This is a genomic window from Clostridium perfringens ATCC 13124 (genome assembly GCF_000013285.1).
Lineage (GTDB): Bacteria > Bacillota > Clostridia > Clostridiales > Clostridiaceae > Sarcina > Sarcina perfringens.
In genome coordinates, this window is record NC_008261.1 from 488,607 (window position 1) to 504,920 (window position 16,314).

The following is a 16,314-nucleotide window of genomic DNA, read 5'->3' on the forward strand; positions in this document are numbered from 1 at the left end:
AAGTTATAATCTTTCACTTATTTTTTTTATTTTATAAATAAAGAACTTATGATATCATCATTAAATAGAGTATTTATTATAGAAGGTGAGAGTATGGAAAAGGTTGATTTTTCTAAATTTACTGGTGATTTAGTAACTAGAGAAAATATAGAGTATGAAAAAAGTATAGAATCTTGGAATAGAGCTATAAAAAAATATCCTTTAGGGATAGTTTTTTGTAATAATATTGATGATGTAAAAAATGCTTTAGAATGGGCTAAAGAAAATAATATTCCATTTAGAATAAGAGTTGGACGTCATAACTATGAAGGATACTCCATAGGAAATGATGTATTAGTAATAGATTTAAGTAAAATGAATAATATAATCATTGATGAAGAAAATATGAAAGTTACTATAGAAGGTGGCGTTAAAAATGAAGAAATATATGAAGCCTTAGGTGTTTTAGGATATCCATTTCCAGGAGGGGGATGCCCTACAGTTGGTGTTGTAGGCTTTGCTCTTGGTGGAGGTTGGGGATATTCAAGTAGATTACTTGGGCTTGGATGCGACAATCTTCTAGAAGTAAAGTTTATAAATAGCAAAGGGAAAATTGTTATAGCTAATGAATATGATAATTCTGATTTATTCTGGGCTGCCAAAGGGGGTGGAGGTGGAAATTTTGGAGTAGTTATTTCAATGACCTTTAAAATTCCTCAAAAAATAGAAATGGCAACTTTAATAGATATAGATTACCCTAATGCGGAAAAAGAAGAACTTGTTTATGTAATAAGAACATTACAAAAAAAGTTCAAGAACTTAGATAGGAGAATGAACTTAAAAACAGCTATCTACAATTCAAAGGATAAGGGAATTGGAGTTAAGATTACAGGATTATTTTATGGACATAAAGAAGAAGCTAATGAAATATTACTTCCATTTAAGTTACCAACAAGGGTTAATTTTAATTTAAGTTATATGAGAGTTTTAGAAGCTAATAGAAAGATTGAATATAGTCATCCTCCTTATGAAAAATACAAATCAACAGGAAGATTTGTATTTAGAGATTATGATAACTGTGAAATAGAGAAACTTATAGATATAGTTTCAAATAGAGCAGAGGGAGCATATTATACTGCCATATCCTTTTATGGCCTAGGTGGCGCAGTAAAAGATGTTCATAAGAATTCATCAGCTTTTTACTATAGAGATGCAAGGTTTATTATGGGAATACAATCTGTTTGGGAAGATGATATCTTTGCAGAAGAAAATATAAAATGGATTAAAAATAATTTTAAATACATAGAAAGCATAACTACTGGATCATTTATAAACTTTCCTTTTAAAGACCTTAAGGATTATGAAGAAGAATATTATGGAGAAAATAAGGACAAGCTAAGAGAGATTAGAAAAAAATATGATGAAAATAAATTCTTTGCCTTTGAGCAGGGAATAAAATAAGATTAGACAAATGGGTAGCTGTGGACAGTGTACTCCAATTTGTACAGAAATAAAATAATATTATATAAAGAAGCATAGAGAACTTAAAAAGTTTTCTATGCTTTTTACATATATGCATTAATTTTAAGATATTGATTAATATTTAATTATATATTTTTCATATGATTTATATTTAAATCTATTTTAGAAATATTGATAATTAGACTTTATTGATAAGTTTTCTAAATAAATTATAATATATTTAGAAAATCTGGAAGTTTAGGTAAGGAATAATATTAATAAAGGAAAGGAGAATTAAAATGGCCTATAAATCATCAATTATTTTAAATAAAGAAAAATATGACTCATATTTTGATAATACATTTAAAAATTCAATTGTTCATCATTTGAAATGTTTATTATTAGGAATATTAACTTTAGGATTGGCATACCCATGGATTATTTGCATGAAGTATGAAGCTACTTGTAAACATACAGTTATTTGTGGGAAAAGATTAAAATTTATAGGTAATCCTAAGGAATTAATAGGACATTGGATATTTTGGTGGATACTTATTGTAATAACTTTTGGTCTATATGGGCTTGTAGTAAAGATTAGATTTCAACAATGGACAAGTGCAAATACAATTTTTGAAGATGTGGAAATAAAATAAAAATATTTAAAGCCTAAAAGCATAGAATTTTCAATAATTTCTATGTTTTTTATATAATCAATTTATTTTTATTATTAAATATATAAGTAAAATATTATTATAATTATAAAAAACAAGTATTTAACTTATTTAGGACATAGATTTATAATAAAAATGCAGAAAGAAATAATATACAAAAGAAAGAAGTGTTTAGTATGAGTATAAAATTAATATGCATTGATATGGATGGTACTTTACTTATGGATCAGCAAAATATTGCAGAAGAAGATAAAAATGCAATAAAAGAAGCTGTAAAAAAGGGAGCAATAGTAGCCATAACCACAGGAAGAATTTATGATTGTGCAAGAATGTACTCAGACACAATAGGTTTAAAAACTCCAATTATAGCTAGTAATGGAGCTTATATTGGAGGAGTAAATGACGAAGAAATATATAATAATCCTCTTAAACAAAGTGATTTAGAGGATTTTAATATAATAACTAAGAAAAATAATTTATTTACATATGTAACTACAAACTGGGGAATTGTTTCAACAGTAGAATTACCAGAAAATCATGTTTATAAGGTTTTAAATAAAACTTTACCTAAAGATAAACAAGTGAGATTAGAGGTTGTTAAGGATTTAGATGAAGCATTCAAAAAGTATAAGGGAGAAATATTAAAGGGTGTTTGTGTAGAAAAAGAATTTAAAGATAAATTAAAAGAAGCAAAAGAAGAATTAATAGCTTGTACAACTGATTTAGAAGTTGTTTCTTCTTGGGATGATAACTTTGAAATAATGAAAAAGGGAAGTTCAAAGGGAGAAGCTGTTCAAATGCTTGCAAAATATTTAGGTGTTTCTCAAGAGGAAGTAATGTGTATAGGTGATAGCGAAAATGATTTATCAATGATAACTTGGGCTGGAACTGGTGTTGCCATGGGAAATGCTATAGATTCAGTGAAAGAGTTTGCAAACTATGTAACATCAGACAATAAGCATGGAGGCGTTGCAGAGGCTATAAGAAAATTTGTACTTTAAAATTGTAGACAAGCTTAATATATTTTATTAAATTCCGTTTAAAGCTAGGGAGAGTTTTAGGTATATAAAGTTATTAGTAAAAGTGTTGTTAACTTGGAAAATATAATCTTTTATTAAAGTAAAATTTGTTTTAAAAGGAGATACGGTATGAGAGATATTATAGTAATAGGGGCTGGAGTAGTTGGATGCTCTATAGCTAGAGAATTATCAAAATATAACTTAGATGTCTTAGTGGTTGAAAAAAATAGTGATGTATCAGAGGGAATATCAAAGGGAAACAGTGGTATAGTACACGCAGGCTATAATGAAAAAATAGGTACTTTAAAAGCTAAATTAAACATAGAAGGAAATAAAATCTTTGATGATTTATCAAGAGATTTACAATTTCCTTTTAAAAGAAATGGTGCATTTATTTTAGCTTTTTCAGATGAAGAGATGAAGACTTTAGAAAGTTTAAAAGAAAATGGAGAAAAGCTTGGAGTTGAAGGCCTTGAAATATTAACTAGAGAAGAAGCTTTAAACATTGAACCTAATTTAAATAAAAAAATAGTTGGAGTTTTAAATGTAAAAACCTCTGGAATAGTTAGTCCATATGAAATGACAATAGCTTTAGCAGAAAATGCTGCAGAAAATGGAGTTGAATTTAAATTAAACTCAAAGGTCACTAGTATAGAAAAAATATCTGAAGGATATAAAGTAACTTTAAATAATAAAGAAGTAGTAAATGGAAAACTTATAATAAATGCATCAGGATTAGAAGGAGCTTTCTTAAATAATCTTGTAAGCATGACTAAGAGAGAAATAAATCCTGTAAAAGGGGAATATTGTTTATTTGATAAAGTAGCAGGAGCTATGATTAATAAAACTTTATTTCAAGTTCCAAATAAATTAAGTAAGGGAGTTTTAGTAACTCCAACGGCAGAAGGAAATCTTTTAGTAGGTCCTAATGCAGTAGAAGGAAAAACATTAGAAACCTCTAGAGAGGGTATAGATGAAATTTTAGATAAGAGCAAAAAATCCCTTGAAGAATTACCAGTAGCTAGAATTTTAAATACATTCTCAGGAATAAGACCTAAGACTAAAGGTGGAGATTTCATAATAGAAGAAGTAGAGGATGCTAAAAACTTTATTAATGTTATAGGAATAGATTCACCAGGATTAACTGCAGCTCCAGCAATAGGAGTATATGTGGTTAATATGATTAAAGAAAGATTAGATTTAGTTGAAAAGAAAAACTTCAAAAAAACTAGGGAGAAGATAGTTAGATTTGCAGAACTTTCTTTAAAAGAAAAAAATAAATTAATAAAGGAAAAACCTGCATATGGACATATGGTTTGTAAGTGTGAGTTTGTCACTGAAGGTGAAATAGTAGAAGCTATTCATAGACCTATAAAAGCTCTTACAGTTGATGCTATTAAGAGAAGAACTAGAGCTTCAATGGGAGGATGTCAAGGGATTGGATGCACACTTCCTATAAGCAAAATACTAAGTAGAGAACTAGGAATAGACATAAGTGATATAAATAAAAATAGTGAAGGTTCACCAGTAATTGGTTTTAAGGAGGATTAAGACTATGAGAGAATATGATTTAATTATAATTGGTGGAGGAGCATCAGGTCTTCTTTTAGCTATTAATGGTAAAAAGGACGGAATAAAAAATATTCTTTTAGTAGAGAAAGATCCAATTTTAGGTGGAGCTTTAAATTCAGCTGATTACAATATAAGCGAAAAGGGTAATTTAACAGGTATAGAATATAAAGAAAGTTTATTAAAAGAATTTAATGAGCTTAATATTGATGTTAAATTAAACACTATGGTTTTAAAAATAGAAGATTCAAATGAAATACTTTGTACAAGCAGTGAATATGGTGTAGAGAAAATAAAAGGTAAAAACATAATAATTACTAATGGTGGAAAAGAAAAAAGTAGAAATGCAGTTCAAATTCCAGGGGATCGTACAGCAGGAGTTTTAACTGTAGGAATGGCTAAAAAGATTTTTGGAATTAAAAATATGGTTCCAGGAAAAAATATCTTCATAGTAGGAGATAGCACTCTTTATATGATTCAAGAGGATTTAAAAAAGCATAATATTAAGGTTTCTGGAATCATAACAGATAAAAATAAAAATGAAGTTTTTGATTTAAGTGAAAATTTATACCCTGGATATGAAATTGTCTCTATACATGGAGAAGGAAGAGTAAGCTCTGTAACCATAAAAAATGATGATGAAAAGAAAAATATAAAATGTGATACAGTAATTTTTGCTTATCCAATGATTTCAGATGGATTAGTTGCATTAAGAAGTGGACTTAAATTAAATCCAAGTACAACTGGTCCAGCTGTAGATGAAAATTTAGAAACTTCAAGCAAAAATATATATGCTTGTGGAAATGCAATCTACATTCACAAATCAATAGAAGAAATTGAAGATGAGTGTAAAAAGCTTATTAAAACTATAAGTTAAAAATTATATTCCTATTTTATGTGTTAAAAGATATTAAAATAGGAATATAGATCATATATTAAATCTATCAAGAAGTAGTATTTGGCAATATTACATAGATTTTTATAAAACAAAGAAATTAACTTTACTGAAATTTAAATTTTGGTAGAGTTAATTTGCTATATTATGTTAAAATTAATTAACGTATTATAGTTATTATGGAATAATATGTAGTGATATTTAAGAAAAGGTGGAGGGTATATGGTCTATTTTGCTTATGGAAGTAATTTATGTTTAGATCAAATGAAAAAAAGATGTCCAGAAGCTATTCCTATGATAAGTGTACATCTTAATAATTATAAATTAGTTTATAATAAATATGCAGATATAATACCTTGTGAAGGTGAAAAGGTTTATGGTGCAATTTATGAAATTTCTCTAAATGATTTAAAGAATTTAGATAAGTATGAAGAATATCCAGATTTATATGAGAAGATTGATCTTATTGTACAAGATATAAATGGAATTTCATATGAAGCTTTTGCTTATGTTATGAATGAAAAAGGAGATAAAACTCCAGATAAAAGATATCTAGATATAATAAATAAGGGATATGAGGACTGGGGTATTATTTATTAATATTAAACAATAATAGATAAGTTAATATATCAACTTGTATAATTAAATGAAGATAAGAAGTGATAAAGAGAGAATTTTTAAGTGGGTTTAGAGTAAAGACTTTAAATCAATTTTTTTATATAAAAAGTTTTTTAGGATATAATTAAATCTTTGTGGTATAGTAGTATAAATAATTAATTTAAAAGAATAATAAATATTATTTAGAGGTATTTAGTATGGAAAAGAATGTGAGAAGACTAGAAGAGATTTTAGAATTTAACAAGAGTTTTGTGGAAAATAAGGAATATGAGAAATATAAAGCAACTAAAAAGCCAGAGAAAAAATTAGTAATTTTATCTTGTATGGATACTAGGCTTACTGAGTTATTGCCAAAAGCTATGAATATAAAAAATGGAGATGCAAAGATAATAAAAAATGCTGGGGCTACAATAATGCATCCCTTTGGAAGTATTGTTAGAAGTATACTTGTTGCTATTTATGAATTTAATGCAGAAGATGTTTTAGTTGTAGGACATCATGGCTGTGGTATGAGTAATTTAAATTCTAAAGATATGATAAGCAAAATGGAAGATAGGGGGATATCAGAGGAGACAATCTTAACTATCAAACATTGTGGAATAGATGTGGAAAAATGGCTTCATGGATTTGGATGTGTAGAGGAATCTGTAAAAGAAAGTGTAACATCATTAAAAAATCATCCCTTAATGCCTAGTGATGTAAATGTGCATGGACTTGTAATTGATCCACACACAGGAGAACTTAAGGTTATAGTAAATGGATACGAATAAAATAAAAGTTAAAAAACACTTACTTTAATTTATTTAAAGCAAGTGTTTTTTTGGACGGTTAATCAAAATACTTAATATTCACTTATAGATAAGTTTTTTATGGAAGTTATATTATTATATAAATTAATATAGGGGGAGATAGTATGGAGATAAGTAATACCATAAATATTTATAAAATAATATGGATATTTACCATTGGATCTATTTTAGGATATTGTGTAGAAATGATTTGGTGTTATGTAAGAAATGGACACTTTGAAAGTAGAAAAGGATTAATTTATGGACCAATTAGTCCTGTATATGGCATAGGAGGAGTTGCTCTTACATTATTACTTTATAGATTTATTGATTATAATGGAATAATAATATTTTTTATAAGTGCAATTATTGGAGGAGCCTTTGAATATTTATGCTCCTGGGTTCAAGAAAAGGTGTTTGGTAGTGTTTCTTGGGAGTATAATAGTAAAGCTCTAAGCATACATGGAAGAACAAGCGTTGAATATTCTGTCTTTTGGGGAATTCTTGGAGTATTTTTCTTAAGGGATATTTATCCATTATTTGATAAGTTTATGGGATTATTTTCTTTTCAAACAGTAAAAATAATCACAGTAATATTTTTAGTACTTTTAATACCAGATATCATAATATCATCTTTAGCTGTAAGGAGAGAAGTAGCAAGGATGAATGGGATAAAAGCTAAAAATGCATTAGATAGATTTCTTGATAAGAAATATACAGATGAATTTTTGAAAAAAATATATCCTAATATGATATTTAAGTAATAATAAAATTTATAGGAGAATGGCATGTTTTTTATTGGTATATTTGGAATTGAAAATAAACAAAAAGAAGTAAAACAATTAGAAAATATATATTGCAAAACTTGTTCAACAAGAACTATGGGAGCTTTAATAAAGAGTTATGAGTATTTTCATATATTCTTTATTCCTATTTTTAGATGGAATGAAAAGTATTATGTTATGTGTAAAAGATGTAACTCAATATATGAAATTTCAAAGGAAAAGGGAAAAGCCATAGAAAATGGAGAAATTAATGAAGTTAATCTAGAAGATATGACTCTTATTCAAGAGGGGCAAGTTTATGGAAAAAGAGCAGTGAAAAAAGTTTGTCCTAACTGTGGAAAAACTGCAGAGGGAGATTATAATTATTGCCCTTATTGTGGAAGTGAAATTTAAGTGCATATCAATTTGATAAGTACATATTTAAATATTTAAGACTTTTTATTTGAAAATTAAATATATAGGAGTTTGACTTTAAATTTATGGGTGTATTAAATTAATTATAAAACCTGAAGAAATATTATTTTTATAATATTTGTAGGGGAGATAAAAGTTAATTTTATACACCCATTTTGCTATTTAAAATAATATTAAAAAGGTTAAAACCTCATTTTGGATTAAATATTGACATTAATTTCAAAAAGTGTTATATATAAAAATAGAGATTAGCACTCAAGTTGTTAGAGTGCTAACAAAAAGTTTTTTGTTTTGGGAGGGAATAGTTCAAAATGGAAAAAAGAGAATTTAAAGCAGAATCAAAAAGACTATTAGACATTGTAATTAACTCTATTTATACAAACAGAGAAATATTTTTAAGAGAATTAATTTCAAATGCTAGTGATGCAATAGATAAGGTTTATTATAAGACTTTAGGAGATAGTTCATTAACTTTCAATAAAGATGATTATTATATAAAAATAAAACCAAATAAAGAAGAAAGAACTCTTACAATATCAGATAAAGGTATTGGTATGACAGAAAAGGAACTTGATGAGAATCTAGGGGTTATAGCTAAGAGTGGTTCTTTACAGTTTAAAAAAGAAAATGAAATCAAAGATGGTTTTGATATTATAGGACAGTTTGGAGTTGGATTCTATTCAGGATTCTTAGTTGCAGATAAGATAACAGTAATAACAAAAGCTTTTGGAGCAGATAAAGCATATAAATGGGAATCAGATGGAGTGGATGGATACACAATTTCAGAAGCTGAAAAAGATTCTTTTGGAACTGATATAATTTTACACCTAAAAGCAAATGATGAGGATGAAAATTATGATGAATTTTTAGAAGAATATAAATTAAAATCATTAATTAAGAAATATTCAGATTTTATAAGATATCCAATTAAACTTGATGTTACTAAATCAAGAGTTAAAGAGGGAACAGAAAATGAGCATGAAGAATATGTAGAAGAAGAAACAGTAAATAGCATGGTTCCTTTATGGAGAAGAAATAAAAATGAACTTACTGATGATGACTACAATAATTTTTATGTTGAAAAAAGATTTGGATTTGATAAACCTTTAAGACATATGCACATAAGTGTTGATGGTATGATAAGCTATAATTCAATTCTTTATATTCCAGAAAATATACCATATGATTATTACACTAAGGAATATGAAAAAGGATTAGAATTATATTCAAATGGTGTTTTAATAATGGAAAAATGCTCAGAGCTTTTACCAGATTACTTTGGATTTGTAAAAGGTATAGTAGATTCTCAAGATTTATCACTTAATATTTCAAGAGAAATGCTTCAACATGATAGACAATTAAGCCGTATTGCTAAAAATATAAAAACTAAAATCAAAAATGAATTAGAATCTATGATGAAAAATGATAGAGAAAGTTATGAAAAATTCTATAAATCATTTGGTAGACAGTTAAAATACGGAGTTTATGATGATTTTGGTATGAATAAAGATGAATTAAAAGATTTATTAATGTTCTATTCATCTAAAGAAAAGAAAATGGTAAGCCTAGCTGAATATGTTGAAAGAATGGCTGAAGACCAAAAATATATTTATTATGCTGTTGGTGAATCAAATGAAAGAATAGAGAAAATGCCACAAACTGAAATGGTATTAGATAAAGGCTATGAAATTCTTTATTTCACAGAGGATGTAGATGAATTTGCAATAAAAATGCTTATGAACTACAAAGAAAAAGAATTTAAATCAGTATCTAGTGGTGATTTAGGAATAGAATCAGAAGAAGAAAACAAAAAGGAAAATGAAGAAAACAAGGGTATATTTGAAGCTATGAAGGAAGCTTTAGGAGAAAAAATAAGTGCAGTAAAAGCTTCAAGTAGACTAAAGAATTATCCAGTATGTTTATCTTCAGAAGGTGAAGTTTCAATAGAAATGGAAAAAATATTAAGTGCTATGCCTAATAATCAAGGAGTTAAAGCACAAAAAGTATTAGAAGTTAATACAAATCATGAAGTATTTAACTCATTAAAGGATGCCCTTGAAAATGATAAGGATAAATTTAACCTATATACAAAATTACTTTATAACCAAGCTTTACTTGTTGAAGGTTTAAGCATTGAAGATCCTGTAGACTTCACAAATGATATATGTAAACTAATGAAATAATTTTAAAAGCTACATCAAATAATGGTGTAGCTTTTTTTGTTGAAAAAAATATTAATTTAAAATTCAAAAAATCCCAAGACAAATAGAAAAATATTATTAAATTCACTTATATATATGAAAAAGTGTGATTTCAAAAGATTTATAGTTGAGTGTAACAATTAAGTATAAAAGCTAATAGAATGCTAGAGAGTATATATATTTATTAATAAAACATTGGAGGGGATTTTTTGCGAAAGTGTAAATCTTGTGGAAGAGCCATTGAAGGAAATAATCGTTTTTGCTTAATGTGTGGAGCAAAAATAGAGGATGTTGATGAGAATTTAGATAATAATACAACAACGGATGATAAAAGCCATAAAGAAGAAAACTTAGAAGTTTCAACAGAAGAATTAAAAGAACTTCAAGAAAATGATTCAAAAAGTGAAAATAATTCTTATGACAATTCAAAAAAGAATAATAATGAGCCTCAGAAAAAGAGGGGGAATAAGATTATTCTAATTCCTATAATTTTAATAATTATTTTATTTTTTTCGTATAATCAATTAAAAAATTACATGAGTAATCCTCAAAATGTTATTGAAAATTTTAAAGTTGCTATATTAGAGAATGATGAACAAAAATTAATTGATTCATTAGAGACAGAAAGTTCAGCTTTACAAATAAATGAAGAAAGCGCAAAAGTTATAATTGATTATTTTAATAAAAATCCAAAGGAGTTAGATGAAACAATAAATAGTTTAAATAAAGATGCTGAATCCATTAATAAAGATGCTGAATCCATTAATAAAAATGATGCATTAATCAATATTTTTAATTTAAATAGTGATGAAAAGAAAAAAATATTTTATATTGAAAATTCAAAAAAGAGTTTTTTAGGGTTAAATAAGGTCAAGGTATATGTAAAACCTATATTTATAAATGTAACTTCAAATGTTTCAGGAGTTAAATTTTTTGTAAATAACAATGAAATATGTGAATCAGATAAAGATGACTTTAGTTTCAAGGCGGGACCGTTTGTTCCTGGAGAATATGAGTTATCATATAAATTTGATAGTGAATTTGTTAATTTAGAAGAATCTGAAACTATTGATTTTATAGAAAATAAAAGTATTCATAATAATGAATTTAATTATGAAATAGGGAATGAACTTAAGTACGTTACCTTAAAAACAAGTGAAAAATCAAAAGATGCTATAGTATGTGTTAATGGTAAGAATACTGGAAAAAAAGTTGATGAAATGAGTAACTTAGGACCAATTTTAGAAGATACAAAAATTAGTATTGAAATTAAACAAGGGGATAGTGTATTAAAATCTGATGAGATTAAAGTAGGAGAAAGAAGTGAATTATATATTGATTTAGATAATAAATTATATGAGTATGAAGTAAAAAATAACAAACAAGCAAATCAAAGTGAGAAAAATTCAATTAGTTTTAATGATGATTATAGTGATTTATATTATAGTGTTGAAAACTTAGTAAAAGATTATACTTATAACTTTACTGTTGCAGTTAATAATAATGATTTTGGAGCAATAAAAAAATACTTATATCCAGGAAAGGAGTTATATAAATCACAGCCAAATGTAATTAAGCAATTTTTTGATGATGGAATAAAAGAAGAATTGCTAGATGTAAGTGTTGAAAAAATCAATATACTAGATAAACAAGAGTTAAGTGGTACTGTTGAGACTATTGAAAAATACAATATAAAACAAAATAATGAAGAAAAAGAAAAGGTGTTTAATTCAATTTATGAGTTTAAGTTTAATAATACAAGTAAAAATTATGAATTAACTAATATGAGGTATTTAAATAAATTGAATTAAATTGTTTATGTTTAATGAGAGATAAGGAGTGATTTTATGTATTGTTCTAAATGTGGTAAGGAGATACCAAATGAATCAGTTTTTTGTCCAGAGTGTGGATGTAAATGTAAATCAGATATGGATAATAAAATAAGAGAAACAAGTGCAATAGAAATCAAAGAACTTATAACAAAAGTAATATGTAATCCGATAAGCACTGTGAAAAATGAGGCAATTAAATTATCATCTCAAAATAAATTAATATATATTATAATAACTTCATTGATTACACCATTAATAACAATCTTTTCTTTTAAAACCTATGGTTCTGGTTTGGTTAAATATATAATAAATTCTATACCTATGCAAAAAGTTTACATTTTAAACTTAGGAAGCTATATTATTAATTATGTACTCTTATTGGGAATAATATATATTTTGTTTAAATCCCTCATGAAGGATAAAATTGATAAAACAAATGCTATGGATATAATGCTTACAATTTCAACATTTAATATGTTATTAGAGATAATAGCTGCAATAGTTTTGTTTTTAGGCGTAATACCATGGGTGATATTAAAAGTATTTAGCATGATATTATTAATAATATTAATGTATAGTTTATTAAATAGTTTATTAATATTAAAGGAAAAACTTATATATATATATTCAACAGCTTTGGTTGTTATTGCTTTAATAAATATGTGGTTTGTTTTCAAAAATGTAGGATCTATAATTTCTGATATGTTTTTTAGTAACATTTTAAAATTTATGTAGATAATTTTTATTATAAAAATTAAGTACAAATATAAATTCAGTTTCATTAATAATAAAATTAAATTAATGAATATTCTTATAGTGAAAAAATACCACTAGCTAAGCTAGTGGTATTTCTTAATTAAATCACTTTGTAGATTGCAGAAGGATTTTATGGTATATTTTAAAGTGTGAAGGAGTGATTTTGTGAAAGTTACAATTAAAGATGTGGCTAGAGAAGCCAATGTAGCCCCTTCAACTGTTTCAAGAGTTTTATCTGATAGCCCCAAAATTAGTGAAGAAACTAAAATAAAAGTAAATAAGGCTATAAAAAAATTAAATTATAAACCTAATGCAATAGCTAGAAGTCTTGTTAACAATAAAACAAAAATATTAGGTGTAGTTTTACCTAATGAGGCAGATGATTCATTTAAAAATCCTTTTTTCGTAGAAGCAATGAGAGGTATGAGTATGTCAGCAGAGGAAAATGGATACTATATCATGTATGCTTTTAGTAAAAATGATGAGGACGAACTAAAGACTATAAAGGAATTTTCAAGTAATAATCTATTAGAAGGATTATGTTTATTATCTGTCAGGGAAGAGGACAAGACTATAAAATATTTAAAAGACATAAATTTCCCTTTTGTAGTTATTGGAAGACCAGATGAAGAGGATATTTTATGGGTTGATAATGATAATTTTCAAGCAATGTTTAAATTAGTTGATAAATTTATAAAAGATGGACAAAGTGACATAGCTTTTATTGGGGGAAAGAAAAGTTGGAATGTTTCCAAAGATAGATTAAGTGGATTTAAAGATGCTTTTAAGGCAAATAATTTAAATTATGATAAAACTATGGTTATTGAGGGGATAGATTTTTCAGAAGAATGTGGGTATTTGGCTATGAGGGAGATAATATCAAAAAGAACTCCTAAGATAGTTGTTACAACAGATGATTTACTTGCTTTAGGGGCAAATAAATTTTTAAATGAAGATGGAATTGAAGGAGTAAAAATAGTAGGTTTTAACAATACACCTATGACTAAATATCAAAATCCACCAATTTCATCTATAGATATTAATGCAAGAGAATTAGGGTATGAGGCAACTAAGCTGCTTATAGATTATTTAAATGGAAATTTAGTAGGTAGAAAAAAATATTGTATAGTAGATACTGAATTAATTGATAGAGGATAGAATTCCTCATGGAATTTGGGCAAACGTTTGCATAAGAATTTAAGTATATAAGAGAAAATAAAAGATAAATAGAGAAAATAATATAAATTTTCTCTTAAATCAATTTTGTAAAGGGTTTAATTATCTGATATTATAAAAATATAAAATGAGACTTAATTCAAAGGAGCCTAGCGAACTTTGAATTTTAGCCGAATTTATCTAGTGCTTAGCAATTCTTGATGACAGCTTGAATAAGCTGGAATCTTAGAATTGATAGCCAATAGGAAAAATAGAGACTTAATTCAAAGGAGCTTAGTGAACTTTGGATTTTAGCCTTATTTTAAAATCTGTTTTTTAGGTGATTCTAAAAAACAAATTTTTTTGAATTGTGGGCAAACGTTTGCACATAGTTCGAATTTAAAATTCAATCAATATACGTAAACATAAGGAGAAAATATGAATAAAAAGTGGTGGAAAGAATTAATTGCTTACCAGATTTATCCTAAGAGCTTTATGGATTCTAATGGTGATGGTATAGGTGATATTCAAGGGATAATATCTAAATTAGATTATTTAAAAGATTTAGGTATTGATTTAATCTGGCTATGTCCAATGTATAAATCACCAAATCATGATAATGGTTATGACATTAGTGATTATAAAGATATCTTAGATGAATTTGGAACTATGGATGATTTTAATGAATTGCTTAGTGAGGTTCATAATAGAGGGATGAAACTTATTATAGATTTAGTAATAAATCATACTAGTCATGAACATCCATGGTTTATAGAATCAAGAGCTTCTAGGGATAATCCTAAAAGAGATTGGTATATTTGGAGAGAAGGTAAAGGGGATGAGGAACCAAATAACTGGGAAAGTATATTTAAAGGTTCAGCTTGGGAATTCTGTGAGAATAGTGAAGAGTATTACCTGCATTTATTTGCTAAAGAGCAACCAGATTTAAACTGGGAGAATAAAGAGGTAAGAAATGAACTATATAAGATGATAAACTGGTGGCTTGATAAGGGTATTGATGGGTTTAGAGTTGATGCCATAAGTCACATAAAAAAAGAAGAGGGTCTTAAGGATATGGATAATCCAGAGGGACTTAAATATGTTTCATCCTTTGAAAAACATATGAATGTAGAGGGAATAAATTCTCATCTTAAGGAACTAAAAGAAGAAACTTTTTCAAAGTACGATATAGTTACCGTTGGAGAAGCAAATGGAGTTAGTGCCAATGAAGCTGATCACTGGGTAGCTGAAGATGAGGGGACATTTAATATGATATTCCAATTTGAGCATCTTAATCTTTGGAATTATGAAGAGGGACAAGGATTTGATGTGAAGGCATACAAAGATGTTTTAACAAATTGGCAAAATTCTTTAGAAGGTAAAGGATGGAATGCACTTTTCATTGAAAATCATGATATACCTAGAGTTGTTTCAACTTGGGGAAATGACAAGGAATATTTAACTGAATGTGCAAAAGCTTTTGGAGCAATTTATTTCTTACAAAAGGGAACCCCTTTCATATACCAAGGGCAAGAACTTGGTATGACAAATGTTAAATATCATAGCATATCTGAGTATGATGATGTTAAAACTATAAATACTTACAATGAAAGAATTGAAAGTGGTGTTTCAGAGGAAATAGCATTAAAAGAAGCTTGGGTAACTTCAAGAGATAATTCAAGAACACCTATGCAATGGAATTCAAGTGAGAATGCAGGGTTTACTTGTGGAAAACCTTGGATAGGAGTTAATGAAAATTATAAAACAATAAATGTAGAAGTTGAAGAAAGGGATGAAAATTCAGTTTTAAACTTCTATAAAAAGCTTATAAAACTTAAAAAGTCTAATGAAGCTTTAATCTATGGTGTATATGATTTAATCCTTGAAGAGGATGAAAATATCTTTGCTTATACAAGAACTTTAAATAATGAAAAGTTCTTGATAATGGCTAATTTAACTGGAGAAAATGCCAAGTACATGTATGAGAAAGAAAAACTTAATTCTAAGGATTTAATTCTTAACAATTATGAGGTTTGTGAACATAAAAACTTAACAGAGTTTACATTAAAACCTTATGAATGCAGAGTATATAAGCTTTCTTAAAGAGATTATTATATTTTTATTTATAATAATTCTAAAAATTTAAATTAAAACTTTAGAAATGAATGTAA

At 26.8% G+C, this 16,314-nt stretch carries 14 protein-coding genes; all 14 read left to right on the forward strand.

Going from position 1 to position 16,314, the window contains the following annotated elements; all coding sequences use genetic code 11:
* The first annotated feature begins 93 nt into the window (after window positions 1–93).
* The 14 genes from CPF_RS02050 to CPF_RS02115 all read left to right on the forward strand — a co-directional run bounded on the left by CPF_RS02050 (window position 94) and on the right by CPF_RS02115 (window position 16,246).
* Window positions 94–1,440: an FAD-dependent oxidoreductase gene (locus tag CPF_RS02050; RefSeq protein ID WP_011590179.1), complete on the forward strand. Its 1,347-nt coding sequence runs from the start codon at window positions 94–96 to the stop codon at window positions 1,438–1,440.
* A gap of 299 nt (window positions 1,441–1,739) precedes the next feature.
* Entirely contained in the window at window positions 1,740–2,093 is a 354-nt protein-coding gene (locus CPF_RS02055; protein WP_003455446.1) for a hypothetical protein, read from the forward strand.
* Window positions 2,094–2,287: 194 nt separating this feature from the next.
* A complete protein-coding gene (locus CPF_RS02060) occupies window positions 2,288–3,112 on the forward strand; it encodes a Cof-type HAD-IIB family hydrolase (protein ID WP_011590180.1) in 825 nt (274 codons plus the stop codon).
* 147 nt (window positions 3,113–3,259) lie between these two features.
* On the forward strand, window positions 3,260–4,681 hold the full coding sequence (locus CPF_RS02065; protein WP_011590181.1) for an NAD(P)/FAD-dependent oxidoreductase: 1,422 nt from the start codon (window positions 3,260–3,262) through the stop codon (window positions 4,679–4,681).
* A 4-nt stretch (window positions 4,682–4,685) separates the two neighbouring features.
* Window positions 4,686–5,576, forward strand: a complete 891-nt coding sequence (locus tag CPF_RS02070; protein WP_003461122.1) for an NAD(P)/FAD-dependent oxidoreductase — start codon at window positions 4,686–4,688, stop codon at window positions 5,574–5,576.
* A 240-nt stretch (window positions 5,577–5,816) separates the two neighbouring features.
* Window positions 5,817–6,194: a gamma-glutamylcyclotransferase family protein gene (locus CPF_RS02075; protein WP_011590182.1), complete on the forward strand. Its 378-nt coding sequence runs from the start codon at window positions 5,817–5,819 to the stop codon at window positions 6,192–6,194.
* 215 nt (window positions 6,195–6,409) lie between these two features.
* A complete protein-coding gene (locus tag CPF_RS02080) occupies window positions 6,410–6,982 on the forward strand; it encodes a beta-class carbonic anhydrase (RefSeq protein ID WP_011009793.1) in 573 nt (190 codons plus the stop codon).
* Between the two features lie 143 nt (window positions 6,983–7,125).
* Complete coding sequence (locus CPF_RS02085; RefSeq protein WP_011590183.1) at window positions 7,126–7,764, forward strand: putative ABC transporter permease; 639 nt, start codon at window positions 7,126–7,128, stop codon at window positions 7,762–7,764.
* A 24-nt stretch (window positions 7,765–7,788) separates the two neighbouring features.
* The gene (locus tag CPF_RS02090; protein ID WP_011590184.1) at window positions 7,789–8,178 is read left to right on the forward strand and encodes a zinc ribbon domain-containing protein; all 390 of its coding nucleotides are present in this window, start codon (window positions 7,789–7,791) and stop codon (window positions 8,176–8,178) included.
* Between the two features lie 332 nt (window positions 8,179–8,510).
* Entirely contained in the window at window positions 8,511–10,382 is a 1,872-nt protein-coding gene (gene htpG, locus CPF_RS02095; protein WP_003455303.1) for a molecular chaperone HtpG, read from the forward strand.
* Between the two features lie 227 nt (window positions 10,383–10,609).
* The gene (locus CPF_RS02100; RefSeq protein WP_011590185.1) at window positions 10,610–12,211 is read left to right on the forward strand and encodes a zinc ribbon domain-containing protein; all 1,602 of its coding nucleotides are present in this window, start codon (window positions 10,610–10,612) and stop codon (window positions 12,209–12,211) included.
* A 36-nt stretch (window positions 12,212–12,247) separates the two neighbouring features.
* Window positions 12,248–12,967, forward strand: a complete 720-nt coding sequence (locus CPF_RS02105; protein WP_011590186.1) for a zinc ribbon domain-containing protein — start codon at window positions 12,248–12,250, stop codon at window positions 12,965–12,967.
* Window positions 12,968–13,153: 186 nt separating this feature from the next.
* A complete protein-coding gene (locus CPF_RS02110) occupies window positions 13,154–14,146 on the forward strand; it encodes a LacI family DNA-binding transcriptional regulator (protein WP_011590187.1) in 993 nt (330 codons plus the stop codon).
* A 435-nt stretch (window positions 14,147–14,581) separates the two neighbouring features.
* Window positions 14,582–16,246: a glycoside hydrolase family 13 protein gene (locus tag CPF_RS02115; RefSeq protein ID WP_011590188.1), complete on the forward strand. Its 1,665-nt coding sequence runs from the start codon at window positions 14,582–14,584 to the stop codon at window positions 16,244–16,246.
* Window positions 16,247–16,314 lie beyond the last annotated feature (68 nt).